The organism is Streptomyces monomycini, assembly GCF_022271435.1.
In the GTDB taxonomy this organism is placed as follows: Bacteria; Actinomycetota; Actinomycetes; order Streptomycetales; family Streptomycetaceae; genus Streptomyces; species Streptomyces monomycini.
In genome coordinates this window covers 113,617-128,319 of record NZ_JAFIQY010000018.1, presented here as the reverse complement: position 1 = coordinate 128,319, position 14,703 = coordinate 113,617, and the positions used below count along the sequence as shown (strand labels likewise).

The 14,703-nt window shown below is 70.0% G+C and carries 12 protein-coding genes; 8 read left to right on the top strand and 4 right to left on the bottom strand.

Translation table 11 applies throughout. The annotated features are described in order from the left end of the window. Window positions 1–172: 172 nt before the first annotated feature. Both JXZ78_RS21360 and JXZ78_RS21355 read right to left on the bottom strand, forming a co-directional pair. On the bottom strand, window positions 173–982 hold the full coding sequence (locus tag JXZ78_RS21360) for a trypsin-like serine peptidase (protein WP_078624730.1): 810 nt from the start codon (window positions 980–982) through the stop codon (window positions 173–175). Window positions 983–1,148: 166 nt separating this feature from the next. Continuing rightward, window positions 1,149–3,416 carry a (Fe-S)-binding protein gene (locus tag JXZ78_RS21355; protein WP_030025040.1) on the bottom strand — a complete coding sequence of 756 codons (2,268 nt, stop codon included), beginning with the start codon at window positions 3,414–3,416 and terminating at the stop codon, window positions 1,149–1,151. A gap of 349 nt (window positions 3,417–3,765) precedes the next feature. On the opposite strand from JXZ78_RS21355, the gene dnaK reads away from it, so the two are divergent. From dnaK to JXZ78_RS21335, 4 genes are read left to right on the top strand one after another with little or no spacing between them, the layout of a single operon-like run. Next, window positions 3,766–5,631: a molecular chaperone DnaK gene (gene dnaK / locus JXZ78_RS21350; protein WP_030025039.1), complete on the top strand. Its 1,866-nt coding sequence runs from the start codon at window positions 3,766–3,768 to the stop codon at window positions 5,629–5,631. Next, on the top strand, window positions 5,628–6,290 hold the full coding sequence (gene grpE, locus JXZ78_RS21345; RefSeq protein ID WP_030025037.1) for a nucleotide exchange factor GrpE: 663 nt from the start codon (window positions 5,628–5,630) through the stop codon (window positions 6,288–6,290). Before dnaK ends, grpE begins: the two co-directional genes overlap by 4 nt. A 42-nt stretch (window positions 6,291–6,332) precedes the next feature. Further along, entirely contained in the window at window positions 6,333–7,517 is a 1,185-nt protein-coding gene (gene dnaJ / locus JXZ78_RS21340) for a molecular chaperone DnaJ (RefSeq protein WP_030025035.1), read from the top strand. Between the two features lie 5 nt (window positions 7,518–7,522). Further along, window positions 7,523–7,975, top strand: coding sequence for a heat shock protein transcriptional repressor HspR (locus tag JXZ78_RS21335; protein WP_030025034.1), 453 nt, complete (start codon window positions 7,523–7,525; stop codon window positions 7,973–7,975). A 116-nt stretch (window positions 7,976–8,091) separates the two neighbouring features. On the opposite strand, the gene JXZ78_RS21330 is transcribed toward JXZ78_RS21335, so the two are convergent. Then, window positions 8,092–8,496 (bottom strand): TIGR03618 family F420-dependent PPOX class oxidoreductase, encoded by a 405-nt coding sequence (locus tag JXZ78_RS21330; protein WP_030025032.1) that lies wholly within the window; start codon window positions 8,494–8,496, stop codon window positions 8,092–8,094. A gap of 354 nt (window positions 8,497–8,850) precedes the next feature. Here JXZ78_RS21330 and clpB point away from each other — a divergent pair, with 354 nt between their 5' ends. Together clpB and JXZ78_RS21320 are read left to right on the top strand one after the other, a co-directional pair. After that, entirely contained in the window at window positions 8,851–11,490 is a 2,640-nt protein-coding gene (gene clpB / locus JXZ78_RS21325) for an ATP-dependent chaperone ClpB (RefSeq protein ID WP_238783273.1), read from the top strand. A 172-nt stretch (window positions 11,491–11,662) separates the two neighbouring features. Beyond that, a complete protein-coding gene (locus tag JXZ78_RS21320) occupies window positions 11,663–12,199 on the top strand; it encodes a YbjN domain-containing protein (RefSeq protein ID WP_030025029.1) in 537 nt (178 codons plus the stop codon). Window positions 12,200–12,278: 79 nt separating this feature from the next. Here JXZ78_RS21320 and JXZ78_RS21315 read toward each other — a convergent pair whose 3' ends face one another. Further along, complete coding sequence (locus JXZ78_RS21315; protein WP_030025027.1) at window positions 12,279–13,514, bottom strand: putative hexosyltransferase; 1,236 nt, start codon at window positions 13,512–13,514, stop codon at window positions 12,279–12,281. 318 nt (window positions 13,515–13,832) lie between these two features. Between JXZ78_RS21315 and JXZ78_RS21310 the strand changes: the two genes are divergently transcribed. Continuing rightward, window positions 13,833–14,318, top strand: coding sequence for a hypothetical protein (locus JXZ78_RS21310; protein WP_033040342.1), 486 nt, complete (start codon window positions 13,833–13,835; stop codon window positions 14,316–14,318). Continuing rightward, window positions 14,315–14,665, top strand: a complete 351-nt coding sequence (locus JXZ78_RS21305; protein ID WP_030025025.1) for a hypothetical protein — start codon at window positions 14,315–14,317, stop codon at window positions 14,663–14,665. Before JXZ78_RS21310 ends, JXZ78_RS21305 begins: the two co-directional genes overlap by 4 nt. Window positions 14,666–14,703: the final 38 nt, after the last annotated feature.

Sequence of the window (14,703 nt, the reverse complement as noted above, 5' to 3'; positions counted from 1 at the left end):
TGCCTCACCTGCGCACGGGGGAAAGAATAGGTGCACGCTCGGATGGCGGGGCGGAATATCCGTATACGGGGTTTGCGCGTACGGGCCTTCCGTGTACGGCGCACCGGCCGGGTCGTGATGCGGTGCGGTGTGGTGTGGTGAGATGCGGTGCGGTGCGGTGCGACCGTACCGGTCAGGACGACTTCGCCGCGCCCCGCGCCACCTGCTCGTACAGCTCCCGCGCCCCCTTGTCGAAGAGCACGGCCGTCGACTCGGCGTCGGTGTCGCCGCCGCTCAGGACGCCGATCAGGCGTCCGGGGCGGCGGGCGTCATGGTGGTCGGCGAGCCAGGGGCCGCCGCTGGTGCCGTCGTGGAAGCCGCCGCACCGCATCTGGAGCATGTACGGCTCGTCGTCGTCGCGCCGGGTGTCCGTGGTGCAGGTGATCGGGCGGTTCCCGGGGTTGTAGGACTCGTTGGGGTAGCCGACGACGGTGACGTGGCGGTCGGGGCCCGAGGACCAGTCGGGGGTGGCGGCGCCGACGACTTCCTGCACGGAACGGCCCTGGGCGTCCGGCTCGACGGTCAGGAAGGCGTAGTCGCCGCGGTCGTCGTCCTCCTCGGTCCATGCCGTGGGCACGTGGACTCCGCTGACCTTCCACTTGCCGTACGGGAACGTGCCCTCCCCGGCCCCCGAGAAGCGTGGCGCGAACTGTATGCCGCCGGTGATCGGGCCGGGCTCGTACCCCTCGGACGCGTCCTCGCCCTGGAAGTGCACGCAGTGCGCCGCGGTGGCGAGCATGTTGCCCTTCGGGCTGTCGATGACGCTCGCGGTGCAGTAGTGCTCGCCGTCCGCGATCAGCACCCCGGTGAAGGGCAGGCCTTCGAAGGGCCGGGCGGACGGCTGCGCGGGATCCGCCGCCCGCGACGCGCCGCCGCAGCCGGCCAGCGTGACGAGTGCGGTGAGCGCGGCGGCTGTGGCAAGAGCGGCGGAAGCGGATCTCATGTACGGGACGGTACGTCGTGAGGGCTGCCCGCGTCGTGGCGACTTCAGCACCCGGTGGTGCCCCCGCCCCACAACGAAACCCATGCGAACCGCGCGTCAGCCAAAACCACTCACGGCCGGCCCCGCCGAAGCGGGACCGGCCGTGGGGCCGAGCAAAAACCGGTCGCTACTTCACCGGCTCCGGCTCAGCCGCGTCCGACACCGCGTCCTCACCCGCCGGGTCGCCCGGGGTCTTGACGGAGTCCAGCAGCAGCTGCGCCACATCGACCACCTGCACGGACTCCTTCGCCACGCCGTCGTTCTTCTTGCCGTTGACGGAGTCGGTCAGCATGACCAGGCAGAACGGGCAGGCGGTGGAGACGATGTCCGGGTTGAGGGACAGCGCCTCGTCGACACGCTCGTTGTTGATGCGCTTGCCGATCCGCTCCTCCATCCACATGCGCGCACCACCCGCACCGCAGCAGAAGCCGCGCTCCTTGTGGCGGTGCATCTCCTCGTTGCGCAGGCCCGGCACCTTGGCGATGATCTCGCGCGGCGGTGTGTAGACCTTGTTGTGGCGGCCCAGGTAGCAGGGGTCGTGGTAGGTGATCAGACCCTCGACCGGAGTGACGGGGACCAGTTTGCCCTCGTCGATCAGGTGCTGGAGCAGCTGGGTGTGGTGGATGACCTCGAATTCGCCGCCCAGCTGGGGGTACTCGTTCGCGATCGTGTTGAAGCAGTGCGGGCAGGTCGCGACGATCTTCTTCGCGGACTTCGGCTTCTTCGTCGCCGGGTCCTCGTCGTCCTCGCCGAAGGCCGCGTTGAGCGAGGCGACGTTCTCCGCGCCCAGCTGCTGGAACAGGAACTCGTTGCCCAGGCGGCGCGGCGAGTCACCGGTGCACTTCTCGTCGCCGCCCATGATCGCGAACTTCACGCCCGCGATGTGCAGCAGCTCGGCGAACGCCTTGGTGGTCTTCTTGGCGCGGTCCTCCAGGGCGCCCGCGCAGCCGACCCAGTACAGGTACTCGACCTCGGTGAGGTCCTCGACGTCCTTGCCGACGACCGGGACCTCGAAGTCGACCTCCTTGGTCCACGCCAGGCGCTGCTTCTTGGCGAGGCCCCAGGGGTTGCCCTTCTTCTCCAGGTTCTTCAGCATCGTGCCGGCCTCGCTGGGGAAGCTCGACTCGATCATGACCTGGTAGCGGCGCATGTCGACGATGTGGTCGATGTGCTCGATGTCGACCGGGCACTGCTCGACGCAGGCGCCGCAGGTGGTGCAGGACCACAGGACGTCCGGGTCGATGACGCCGTTCTCTTCGAGGGTGCCGATCAGCGGGCGCTCGGCCTCGGCCAGTGCCGCCGCCGGGACGTCCTTGAGCTGGGCGGCGGTCGCCTTCTCGGCGCCCTCCTCGTCCTTGCCGCCGCCGGCGAGCAGGTACGGGGCCTTGGCGTGCGCATGATCCCGCAGTGCCATGATCATCAGCTTCGGCGACAGCGGCTTGCCGGTGTTCCAGGCGGGGCACTGCGACTGGCAGCGGCCGCACTCGGTGCAGGTGGAGAAGTCGAGCAGGCCCTTCCAGGAGAAGTGCTCGACCTGGGAGACGCCGAACTGGTCGTCCTCGCCCGGGTCCTCGAAGTCGATCGGCTTGCCCGCGCTGGTCATGGGCTGGAGCGCGCCGAGCGCGACGTCGCCGTCGGCCTCGCGCTTGAACCAGATGTTCGGGAAGGCGAGGAAGCGGTGCCAGGCCACACCCATGTCGGTCTTCAGCGCGACCGTGATCATCCAGATGAAGGACGTGGCGATCTTCAGGCCGGCGAAGAAGTAGGTGAGGTTCTGGAGCGTCGCGACGTCCATGCCCTCCAGCCACGAGACGACCGGGTACGAGATGAAGAACGACGCCTCGTAGCCGTCCACGTGGTGCTGGGCGCCCTCCAGCGCGTGCAGCATGAAGATGCAGACGCCGACGATGAGGATGACGGCCTCGACGAAGTACGCCTGGCCGAAGTTGGAGCCCGCGAAGCGGGACTTGCGGCCCGGCTTGCCCGGCTTGCTCAGCTGCCGGATGACGATCAGGGCCAGGATGCCGAGCACCGTCATCGTGCCGATGAACTCGACGAAGACGTTGTACGGCATCCACTCGCCGACGACGGGCAGCAGCCAGTCGGCCTTGAAGAGCTGGCCGATCGCGTTGACGATCGTCAGCAGCAGCGAGAAGAAGCCCACCGCCACGAACCAGTGCGCCACGCCCACGACGCCCCAGCGGTTCATCCGGGTGTGGCCGAGGAACTCCTTGACCACCGTGACCGTGCGGCGCGTAGGGTCGTCGGTCCGGGTGCCGGCCGGTACGGGCTGGCCGAGCCGCAGCTGGCGGACGATCTGCAGGATGGCACGGCCGAACAGTGCTACGCCGACCGCGATTAGGACCAGCGACACGATGATCGCGGCGAGTTGCATGGGTGGCTCCTCGGGCCTGCGAGTGCGGGGGTTACGGGGAATACTTGAGGGGCTGCGCGTACGTACGAGGGGTACGCGGAGTCCGCGGTACAAGGACTACAGCGATTACTAAGCAGTAACTTTTCGGGTCTGCGCTGAGGTTACCCAGTATCCCGAGCGCCATGAAGCCGCCCGGCCGGTGATCTGTGTCGCGCAGGCAACCCTTCCCGCCCCGAGCGGCGTCCTCCGAAGAGGGAGTGACGGTAAGCCCGACATAAAAGTTGAGCGGGCCCGGCTCAGGTCAATTGACAGGCTGGCGATGGTGCTGCACGCTTGAGTCTGTTCCACTCAAGTCACTGGAGGAATCGAAATGGCACGTGCGGTCGGCATCGACCTGGGCACGACGAACTCCGTCGTCAGTGTTCTCGAAGGCGGTGAGCCCACCGTCATCACCAACGCCGAGGGCGCCAGGACCACGCCGTCCGTCGTCGCCTTCGCCAAGAACGGCGAGGTGCTGGTCGGCGAGGTCGCGAAGCGCCAGGCGGTCACCAACGTCGACAGGACGATCCGTTCGGTCAAGCGCCACATGGGCACTGACTGGAAGGTCAACCTGGACGGCAAGGACTTCAACCCGCAGCAGATGAGCGCCTTCATCCTGCAGAAGCTGAAGCGGGACGCGGAGGCCTACCTCGGCGAGAAGGTCGCGGACGCGGTCATCACCGTTCCGGCCTACTTCAACGACTCCGAGCGCCAGGCCACCAAGGAGGCCGGTGAGATCGCGGGTCTGAACGTCCTGCGCATCGTCAACGAGCCCACCGCCGCGGCCCTGGCCTACGGCCTGGAGAAGGACGACCAGACCATCCTGGTCTTCGACCTCGGTGGCGGTACCTTCGACGTCTCGCTGCTGGAGATCGGCGACGGTGTCGTCGAGGTCAAGGCGACCAACGGCGACAACCACCTCGGTGGTGACGACTGGGACCAGCGCGTCGTCGACTACCTGGTCAAGCAGTTCAACAACGGCCACGGCGTCGACCTCTCCAAGGACAAGATGGCGCTCCAGCGCCTGCGCGAGGCCGCGGAGAAGGCGAAGATCGAGCTGTCCTCGTCCACCGAGACGACGATCAACCTGCCCTACATCACCGCCTCCGCCGAGGGCCCGCTGCACCTGGACGAGAAGCTCACCCGGGCGCAGTTCCAGCAGCTCACCTCGGACCTCCTGGAGCGCTGCAAGACCCCGTTCCACAACGTCATCAAGGACGCCGGCATCGAGCTGTCCGAGATCGACCACGTGGTCCTGGTCGGCGGCTCGACCCGGATGCCGGCCGTCGCCGAGCTCGTCAAGGAGCTGACCGGCGGCAAGGACGCCAACAAGGGCGTCAACCCGGACGAGGTCGTCGCCATCGGCGCGTCGCTGCAGGCCGGTGTCCTCAAGGGTGAGGTCAAGGACGTCCTCCTGCTGGACGTCACCCCGCTGTCCCTCGGTATCGAGACCAAGGGCGGCATCATGACCAAGCTCATCGAGCGGAACACGACGATCCCGACCAAGCGCTCGGAGATCTTCACCACCGCCGAGGACAACCAGCCCTCCGTGCAGATCCAGGTCTACCAGGGCGAGCGCGAGATCGCGGCGTACAACAAGAAGCTCGGCATGTTCGAGCTGACCGGTCTGCCCCCGGCCCCGCGAGGCGTGCCGCAGATCGAGGTCGCCTTCGACATCGACGCGAACGGCATCATGCACGTCGCGGCGAAGGACCTCGGCACCGGCAAGGAGCAGAAGATGACCGTCACCGGCGGCTCCTCGCTGCCGAAGGACGAGGTCGACCGGATGCGCCAGGAGGCCGAGCAGTACGCGGACGAGGACCACCGCCGCCGCGAGGCCGCCGAGTCCCGTAACCAGGGCGAGCAGCTCGTCTACCAGACGGAGAAGTTCCTCAAGGACAACGAGGAGAAGGTCCCCGCCGAGGTGAAGACCGAGGTCGAGACCGCCGTCGCCGAGCTGAAGGAGAAGCTCAAGGGCGAGGACACGGCCGAGATCCGCACCGCGACCGAGAAGGTCGCCGCGGTCAGCCAGAAGCTGGGCCAGGCCATGTACGCCGACGCGCAGGCCGCGGGCGGTGCCGAGGGCGCCGCCGGTGCCGCGGGTGCCGCGGGCGGCCAGCAGGCCAAGCCCGAGGACGATGTCGTGGACGCCGAGATCGTCGACGACGAGAAGCCCAAGAAGGACGGTGCCGCGTGACGGAGGAGACTCCGGGCTTCGACGACAAGAAGCCCGACGTCCCCGCCGAAGCCGCACAGACCCCTGATGACGCGGCGCAGGCCGAGTCCGCCGACACGGCGGGCTCGGCCCCGGCCGGGGAGACGAACCAGGACGTAGCCGCCACGGCGCAGCTGGACCAGGTGCGTACCGCGCTCAACGAGCGCACCGCGGACCTCCAGCGGCTCCAGGCGGAGTACCAGAACTACCGTCGCCGGGTGGAGCGGGACCGGGTGTCGGTGAAGGAGATCGCCGCGGCGAACCTCCTCACCGAGCTGCTGCCCGTGCTCGACGACATCGGGCGGGCCCGGGAGCACGGCGAGCTGGTCGGCGGCTTCAAGTCGGTGGCCGAGTCGCTGGAGACGGTGGTCGCGAAGCTGGGCCTGCAGCAGTTCGGCAAGGAGGGCGAGCCCTTCGACCCGACGATCCACGAGGCCCTGATGCACTCGTACGCTCCGGATGTCACGGAGACCACGTGCGTCGCCATCCTGCAGCCGGGGTATCGCATCGGTGAACGAACGATCCGCCCCGCGCGGGTCGCGGTCGCCGAGCCGCAGCCGGGCGCGCAGCCCGGCAAGGCTGCCGGTGAGGAAGACGTGAAGGCTTCGGACGAGGAGAGCGGTGGCCCGGAAGAGGGCTGACGCGGCGACGGAAGAAGCAGTTCGGGAGGAGGGACGTCGGGGATGAACACCAAGGACTTCGTGGAGAAGGACTACTACAAGGTCCTCGGCGTCCCGAAGGACGCCACCGAGGCGGAGATCAAGAAGGCGTACCGCAAGCTGGCCCGGGAGTTCCACCCGGACGCCAACAAGGGGGACGCCAAGGCCGAGGAGCGCTTCAAGGAGATCTCCGAGGCCAACGACATCCTCGGTGACCCCAAGCGCCGCAAGGAGTACGACGAGGCGCGGGCGCTGTTCGGCAACGGCGGCTTCCGCGCCGGCCCCGGCGGCGCCGGTGGCGGATCGTTCAACTTCGACCTCGGTGACCTCTTCGGAGGCGGCGGCGGTGCCCAGGGCGGCACGGCGGGCGGCGGCTTCGGCGGCGGGCTCGGCGATGTCTTCGGCGGCCTGTTCAACCGCGGCGGCGGCGGTACTCGTACGCAGCCGCGCCGCGGCCAGGACGTCGAGTCCGAGGTGACACTCAGCTTCACCGAGGCGGCGGACGGGGCCACGGTCCCGCTGCGGATGTCCAGTCAGGCGGGCTGCAAGGCGTGCTCCGGCACCGGCGACAAGAACGGCACCCCGCGGGTGTGCCCGACCTGCGTCGGTACCGGGCAGGTCAGCCGCGGCGGCGGTGGCGGCTTCTCGCTCACCGACCCGTGTGTGGACTGCAAGGGCCGCGGCCTGATCGCGGAGAACCCGTGCGAGGCCTGCAAGGGCAGCGGCCGGGCGACCAGTTCGCGCACGATGCAGGTGCGGATCCCGGCGGGTGTCTCCGACGGGCAGCGCATCCGGCTGCGCGGCAAGGGCGCCCCGGGCGAGCGCGGCGGTCCGAACGGCGATCTGTACGTCGTCGTGCACGTCGAGGCCCACCCGGTCTTCGGCCGCAAGGGCGACAACCTGACCGTCACCGTCCCGGTCACCTTCCCGGAGGCGGCGCTGGGCGGCGAGGTGCGGGTGCCGACACTCGGCGGCCCGCCGGTGACGCTCAAGCTCCCGGCCGGGACTCCCAACGGACGTACGATGCGCGTGCGCGGCAAGGGAGCGTCGCGCAAGGACGGCACCCGCGGCGACCTGCTGGTCACCGTCGAGGTGAGCGTCCCCACGGACCTCGGCGACACCGCACGGGAGTCGCTGGAGTCCTACCGCGAGGCGACCGCGGGTGAGGACCCGCGGGCGGAGCTGTTCCAGGCCGCGAAGGGAGCTTGAGTCGGATGGATGGCCGGGGCGGGCGTCGGAACCCGTACGAACTGACCGAAGAGTCGCCGGTGTACGTCATCTCCGTCGCGGCTCAGCTCTCGGGTCTGCATCCGCAGACCCTGCGTCAGTACGACCGCCTGGGGCTGGTCTCGCCCGACCGTACGGCGGGGCGCGGCCGGCGCTACTCCTCCCGGGACATCGAACTGCTCCGGGAAGTGCAGCGGCTGTCGCAGGACGAGGGCATCAACCTCGCCGGCATCAAGCGCATCATCGAGCTGGAGAACCAGGTCACGGCCCTGCGTCAGCGGGTCGCCGAGCTCCAGCACGCGGTCGAGGGCGCGGCCGCCACCATCCAGCAGCGGGAGGCGGCGGTGCACGCCTCGTACCGCCGGGACCTGGTGCCCTATCAGGACGTGCAGCAGGCCGGCGCGCTGGTCGTGTGGCGTCCGAAGAAGCGGTCCGAGTAGCCCGCCGTTGTCCGCGGAGCGGGGCCGGGGCGCACAGCGCGCCCCGGCCCCGCTGCCGTTTCAGCAGCCGTGGTGGCCGGCCGCCCGGCGTTCCCCGGCGGCCGGGTGCCGGTGCGCTACGCCCGGCCCAGCGCCTTGTTCACGGTGATCTCGATCATCACCCGGTCCGGCTTGGGGGTCGGGGTGCGTCCGTACCGCTCGGCGTAGCGCCGTACCGCGTCCGCCACCACGTCCGCGTCCGTACGGATCCGGGCGACGCCTTCCAGGGTGGCCCACCGCGCGCCGTTCAGCTGGCACACCGCGACCCGGGCGCCGTCCGGGCCGCCGGCGAGGACATGGCCGACCTTGCTGCTGTCCTTGCGGGTGATCACGCGGGCGATGCGCTGGTTCGCGTCGAAGGTGACACCGACCGGGACGACGTGCGGCGTGCCGTCGGGGCGCAGGGTGGTCAGCGTGCACATGAGGTGCTCGCTCCAGAAGGCGAGGTACTCGGGGCTGAGGTCGTCCAGGTCGTGGGCCATGACCGGAAGAGTAATTGGGGATCCTGTGGGGGCGCCGTGCGGAGGGTCTGCAAAGGGACAGCGCAGGGAACGTGGAGGACACGTGAAGACGCTGCGGCGCTCTCGTACGGCCCCGGGAAAGGGCGTCTGACTTCGGCAGGTTCCGCCACGGCGGCGGCATGATCCGGGCCGTCCGGTGCACCCGGAGAAGGGCCGGAAAACCGAAAGATGTCAGGAAGGTACCGGGAAGATGCCGGTGTGGCTCCCCGAATGGCCTTGAGTGGAATAGACTCAACTTATCGGACGTTGAGCTGAGCAGGTTCACTGCCGGACCACGGCACCGATCACGCACCGAGCCCAAGGAGGAGCGCGCGAGTGGACGCCGAGCTGACCAACAAGAGCCGTGAGGCGCTGAGCGCCGCCAACGAGCGGGCGGTGACGGCGGGACACGCGGACATGACCCCCGTGCATCTGCTGCTCGCCCTCCTCGCCGGCGCGGACAACGAGAACATCACCGACCTGCTGGCCGCCGTCGGCGCGGACGCCGCCGCGCTGCGCTCCGGCGCCGAGCGCCAGCTGGCCGCCCTGCCCAGCGTGCAGGGCTCCACGGTCGCCCCGCCGCAGCCCGACCGCGACACCCTGGCCGTCATCGCCGACGCCGCGCAGCGCGCGAAGGAGCTGGGCGACGACTTCATCTCCACCGAACACCTGCTCATCGGCATCGCCGCCAAGGGCGGCCGCACCGGCGAGCTGCTGGCGCAGCAGGGCGCCACGGCCAAGAAGCTGCTGAGCGCCTTCGAGGACAGCCGGGGCGGCCGACGGGTGACCACCCCGGACCCGGAGGGCACGTACAAGGCGCTGGAGAAGTTCGGTACGGACTTCACGGCGGCCGCGCGCGACGGCAAGCTGGACCCGGTCATCGGCCGTGACCAGGAGATCCGCCGCGTGGTGCAGGTGCTCTCCCGGCGTACGAAGAACAACCCGGTGCTCATCGGCGAGCCCGGCGTCGGCAAGACCGCCGTCGTCGAGGGCCTGGCGCAGCGGATAGTGAAGGGTGACGTGCCCGAGTCGCTGCGCGACAAGCGGCTGGTGGCCCTGGACCTGGGCGCGATGGTCGCGGGCGCGAAGTACCGCGGCGAGTTCGAGGAGCGCCTCAAGACCGTACTGGCGGAGATCAAGTCCAGCGACGGCCAGATCATCACCTTCATCGACGAGCTGCACACGGTCGTCGGCACCGGCGCGGGCGGCGACTCCGCCATGGACGCGGGCAACATGCTCAAGCCCATGCTGGCCCGCGGTGAGCTGCGGATGGTCGGCGCCACCACTCTCGACGAGTACCGCGAGCGCATCGAGAAGGACCCGGCGCTGGAGCGCCGTTTCCAGCAGGTGCTGGTCGCCGAGCCGACCGTCGAGGACACGGTCGCCATCCTGCGCGGCCTCAAGGGCCGCTACGAGGCCCACCACAAGGTGCAGATCGCGGACTCCGCGCTGGTCGCCGCCGCCACCCTCTCCGACCGCTACATCACCTCCCGCTTCCTGCCGGACAAGGCCATCGACCTCGTGGACGAGGCCGCCTCCCGCCTCCGCATGGAGATCGACTCCTCGCCCGTGGAGATCGACGAACTCCAGCGCTCCGTCGACCGGCTGCGCATGGAGGAGCTGGCGCTCAAGAACGAGACCGACGCCGGGTCCGTCCAGCGCCTGGAGAAGCTGCGCAAGGACCTCGCCGACAAGGAGGAGGAGCTGCGCGGCCTGACCGCCCGCTGGGAGAAGGAGAAGCAGGGCCTCAACCGCCTCGGCGAGCTGAAGGAACGGCTCGACGAGCTGCGCGGCCAGGCCGAGCGCGCCCAGCGCGACGGCGACTTCGACACGGCGTCCAAGCTGCTGTACGGGGAGATCCCGGGCCTGGAGCGGGAGCTGGAGGAGGCCGCCGCGGCCGAGGCCGAGCAGGAGGCGACCCAGGACGCCAAGTCCTCCATGGTCAAGGAGGAGGTCGGCCCGGACGACATCGCGGACGTGGTCGGCTCCTGGACCGGCATCCCGGCCGGGCGCCTGCTGGAGGGCGAGACGCAGAAGCTGCTGCGCATGGAGGACGAGCTGGGCAAGCGGCTGATCGGCCAGACCGAGGCCGTCCGGGCCGTCTCGGACGCGGTGCGCCGCACCCGCGCCGGCATCGCCGACCCGGACCGCCCCACCGGCTCCTTCCTCTTCCTCGGCCCGACCGGTGTCGGAAAGACCGAGCTGGCCAAGGCGCTCGCCGACTTCCTCTTCGACGACGAGCGGGCGATGGTCCGCATCGACATGAGCGAGTACGGCGAGAAGCACAGCGTGGCCCGGCTGGTCGGCGCCCCGCCCGGCTACGTCGGCTACGAGGAGGGCGGCCAGCTCACCGAGGCGGTCCGCCGCCGCCCGTACAGCGTCGTCCTGCTGGACGAGGTGGAGAAGGCGCACCACGAGGTCTTCGACGTGCTGCTCCAGGTGCTGGACGACGGACGGCTCACCGACGGCCAGGGCCGTACGGTCGACTTCCGCAACACGATCCTGATCCTGACCTCCAACCTGGGTTCGAACTTCCTGATGGACCCCCTGCTCAAGGAGGACCAGAAGAAGGAGAAGGTCCTGGAGACGGTACGGACGTCGTTCCGGCCCGAGTTCCTCAACCGGCTGGACGACCTGGTGGTCTTCCACCCGCTCGGCACCGACCAGCTCCAGCGGATCGCGGGCATCCAGCTCGACCACCTGCAGCGCCGGCTCGCCGACCGCAGGCTGACGCTGGACGTCACCGACCGCGCCCTGACCTGGCTCGCCTGGCTCGGCCAGGAGCCGGTCGTGGACCAGCCGCAGAGCGCGCCGGACCTGTCCTACGGCGCCCGCCCGCTGCGCCGCCTGGTGCAGACGGCCATCGGCGACCAGCTGGCCAAGGCGATCCTGTCGGGCGAGGTGCGGGACGGCGACACCGTACGGGTGGATGTCGCCGAGGACGGCAGGTCGCTGGCGGTCGCTCCCGTACGGTGAGCCGCACCGGACCGCCGGAACCGCACCGCTGACCTCCGGCCGTCGCACGAGGCGTCCCGCCGCCGGCTCTCCCGCCGGGTTTTTAGCCCGCAGCGGAGAGTGGGCGGCGGGCTTGCCATGACAGGGCCGGGATGGGAGAGGATGGCGGAGACCATACGAAGGGAATTCCACGGTGAGCATCGACCCGTCCTCGATCCCGAATTTCGGGGGCCAGCCCGAACCGCAGCCGTCGGGGCCTGATGGTCCCGTCCTGCCCGACCAGGACCTGGTCAAGCAGCTCCTCGACCAGATGGAGCTGAAGTACGTAGTCGACGACGAGGGTGACCTCGCCGCCCCGTGGGAGCAGTTCCGCACGTACTTCATGTTCCGCGGCGAGGAGGAGCAGCAGATCTTCTCCGTCCGCACGTTCTACGACCGCCCGCACGGCATCGACGACAAGCCGAAGCTGCTGGAGGCGCTCGACGACTGGAACCGCCGGACGCTGTGGCCCAAGGCCTACACCCACACCCACGACGACGGCACGGTCCGGCTGATCGGCGAGGCGTCGATGCTGATCGGCACCGGCGTGGCGCTCGAACACTTCGTGTCGAGCACGGTCAGCTGGGTCCGCGCGTCGATCGAGTTCGACAAGTGGATCGTCGAGCAGCTCGGCCTGGAGGCCGACGCCGAGGGTGAAGGCGACGAGAAGCCGGGTGACGCGGAGGCGTGAGCCTTCCCGTGGCCAGGTGACCGGCGGGCCCCGGAGCGATGTGCTCCGGGGCCCGCCGCCGTGTGCGGCCGGTGCCGGTTCACAGCGGCAGCGGCGCCATGGCCAGCAGGTACACGCCGTATCCGAGGGAGAGCGCGGCCAGCGAGCCCGTCGCCAGGACGACGGAGCGCGGCCGGGCGCGGGCCAGCGCGACCGCCGCCGGTACGAGCAGCGGGAAGGCCGGCAGCAGGAACCGCGGCTTGGAGGGGAAGTAGCCGGTGCCGCCCAGCGCCATGACCACCAGGACGGCGGTGTAGGCGAGCAGCGGCAGGGGCGGCCGTTCCAGCACCAGCAGGACGAGGAGCAGGATCGATACGGCGACGACCGCGGCGGCCATGTGCTGCACCAGCGGCTCGCTGTGCAGGAACAGCCGTTTCACGGACCGCAGGGTGTCCCGGCCGAAGTCGAAACGCGAACCCCAGATGCCCTGCACCCGGAAGTAGCCGCGCGGCCCGGCGCCGGTGCGCGCCCCCACCCACAGGACGTAGCCGAGCCAGCCGGCGGGGGCGATCAGGGCCGCGGCCCAGTAGGGCCAGAGAGGGCGTGCGCGCCGCAGTACGGGGCGGTACGGGCCGCACCCGCGCCCCCAGGTACGTACGGCCGCCGTCACCATGACCGCGGCCGCGACCATGACCGCCGCGGCCACCGCGAGGCCGTTCGGCCGCGCCAGGCCGGCCAGGACCGCCAGGGCGCCGGCCCACAGCGGACGGTCGGTGAGCAGGGCGTACAGCGCCCACGCGGCCAGCGCGGTGAGCAGCGGCTCCGTATAGCTCAGCGACTCGACGACGGCGTGCGGCAGCAGCGCCCACAGCACCACCAGGAACGTGCCGGCCCGCCGCCCGTACAGATGCGCGCCGACCGCGAAGATCCCCCAGGCGGCCACGGCCGAGGCCGTCCACGCGATCAGCAGCCCGGCGTTCAGCGCGCCGACCGGCACGACGGCGGACAGGCCGCGGATCAGCCCCGGATACAGGGGGAAGAAGGCCAGGTCGGCGAGGTGGTCCGGCGGCCACATGTGGTGGGGCGCCGGGGAGCCGTACCCGTACCGGGCCACCCCCAGGTACCAGTTGGAGTCCCAGGTGGCGCCCAGCAGGTTCCGCGGGTGGCGGCCTGTGTGCCACGCCCAGAGCGCCGCGCACAGGACCCCCGCGCAGCGGACGGCGGCGAACAGCACGAGGGCGGGCGCCGCTCGGCGCAGCGCCGCCCGGACATGGACGCGTACGGAACCGGGCCGTTGCGCTGCGGCGGCTGCGGTGTCAACGGTCTCGGCGGCCACGGAACACCTCCGGTACGCGCGCGGCGGTCACCCACCGGGCCCCGCGCGCCCGGCCCACTCCGACACCACGACTCTCGGTGCCGCCCGCCCGGCCCGCGACCCCTGTGGGGTGGCTGTGGGCCGATCGGGTGGCGGACGGGGGCGCGGGGCGCTGCCCGGTCGGAGCGCGCCGGGCCCGGGGGGGCCGGTCAGAGGGCGCGGAGGCGGTCGACCGCTTTCTGGAGAACTGCCTCCTGCTTGCAGAGGGTCAAGGTGCGCGCATCAGAAGCCGGTCGACCTCCCCTTGAAATCAGATCGTAATCTGAGTACGCTCTGATTATGTCTACCGCACGTCTGGAAGCGGAAACGGAATCAATCTCCTTCACCGATCTCTCCCGAAATCCCAAGGGTGTCGCGGCTAGAGCTGCTGCCCTGGGGCGGCTTCGGGTCACACATCGGGACGCGCCGGACATGATCCTGACCACGGCTGCGCGCGCGGAGGGTGCGGAGGAGAACCTGACTACTGCCTCACGGCTTTTCCTCGCACTGATGAAGCAGGACGACGGTGCCAAGGCACTCCTCCTCGCACTGCCTGAGGTGTTCCCCTGGGCGCGGCACCTGGACGCGGAAGAGGTTCGGGCCTTCACCGTCGAGCTTCTTGAAGCGCTGTCGGACGCCGCCGAACTGGGGGCAGGAGAGGCCGTGCAGCGCGTGATCATCTCCTGGCGCGCCACGGCTCGTATCAACGCCGACCCCGAGCAGCTCAGGGAATCACTCCGTCCGCTCGATGGTGATGATCTCGGCCAGGTCGAGGTACGTGGGTGAGCCCGAAGAAGGGGGACCGAGTCAGCGTTCCACCCCTCAGCGGGTGGAACGTCGTCTTCGGGACCACCGAGGCGGTGACGGGCTGGGAGGAACTGTGCCGTGTGGCGCTGTCGAACGCGCATCGCTGCCTGGACGCCCTCCGAAGCGATCCCCTGTCCCGGACCAACTGGAGTCGCCGGCATCAGCTACGAGGCAGGCACGCGACCAAAGTATGGAAGGGCTCCGACCTTGAGCAGTGGGAGTACGAGGTCACCAGTGGCGGCCGAGTGCGCTACTTGGTCAGCGCGGAGACTTCCACGGTGATCCTCGTGTATGCCTCGCCGCGGCATCCGAAGGACACCGAGTGAACCTGAGCCGCTTCTTGGACGGGGCCCGCGAGCAGGCC

Excerpts from the sequence above, each read along its gene's own strand:
- JXZ78_RS21360 (WP_078624730.1), bottom strand. The coding sequence starts at position 982 with ATGAGATCCGCTTCCGCCGCTCTTGCCACAGCCGCCGCGCTCACCGCA.
- JXZ78_RS21355 (WP_030025040.1), bottom strand. The coding sequence starts at position 3,416 with ATGCAACTCGCCGCGATCATCGTGTCGCTGGTCCTAATCGCGGTCGGC.
- dnaK (WP_030025039.1), top strand. The coding sequence starts at position 3,766 with ATGGCACGTGCGGTCGGCATCGACCTGGGCACGACGAACTCCGTCGTC.
- dnaJ (WP_030025035.1), top strand. The coding sequence starts at position 6,333 with ATGAACACCAAGGACTTCGTGGAGAAGGACTACTACAAGGTCCTCGGC.
- JXZ78_RS21335 (WP_030025034.1), top strand. The coding sequence starts at position 7,523 with ATGGATGGCCGGGGCGGGCGTCGGAACCCGTACGAACTGACCGAAGAG.
- JXZ78_RS21330 (WP_030025032.1), bottom strand. The coding sequence starts at position 8,496 with ATGGCCCACGACCTGGACGACCTCAGCCCCGAGTACCTCGCCTTCTGG.
- JXZ78_RS21310 (WP_033040342.1), top strand. The coding sequence starts at position 13,833 with ATGTCTACCGCACGTCTGGAAGCGGAAACGGAATCAATCTCCTTCACC.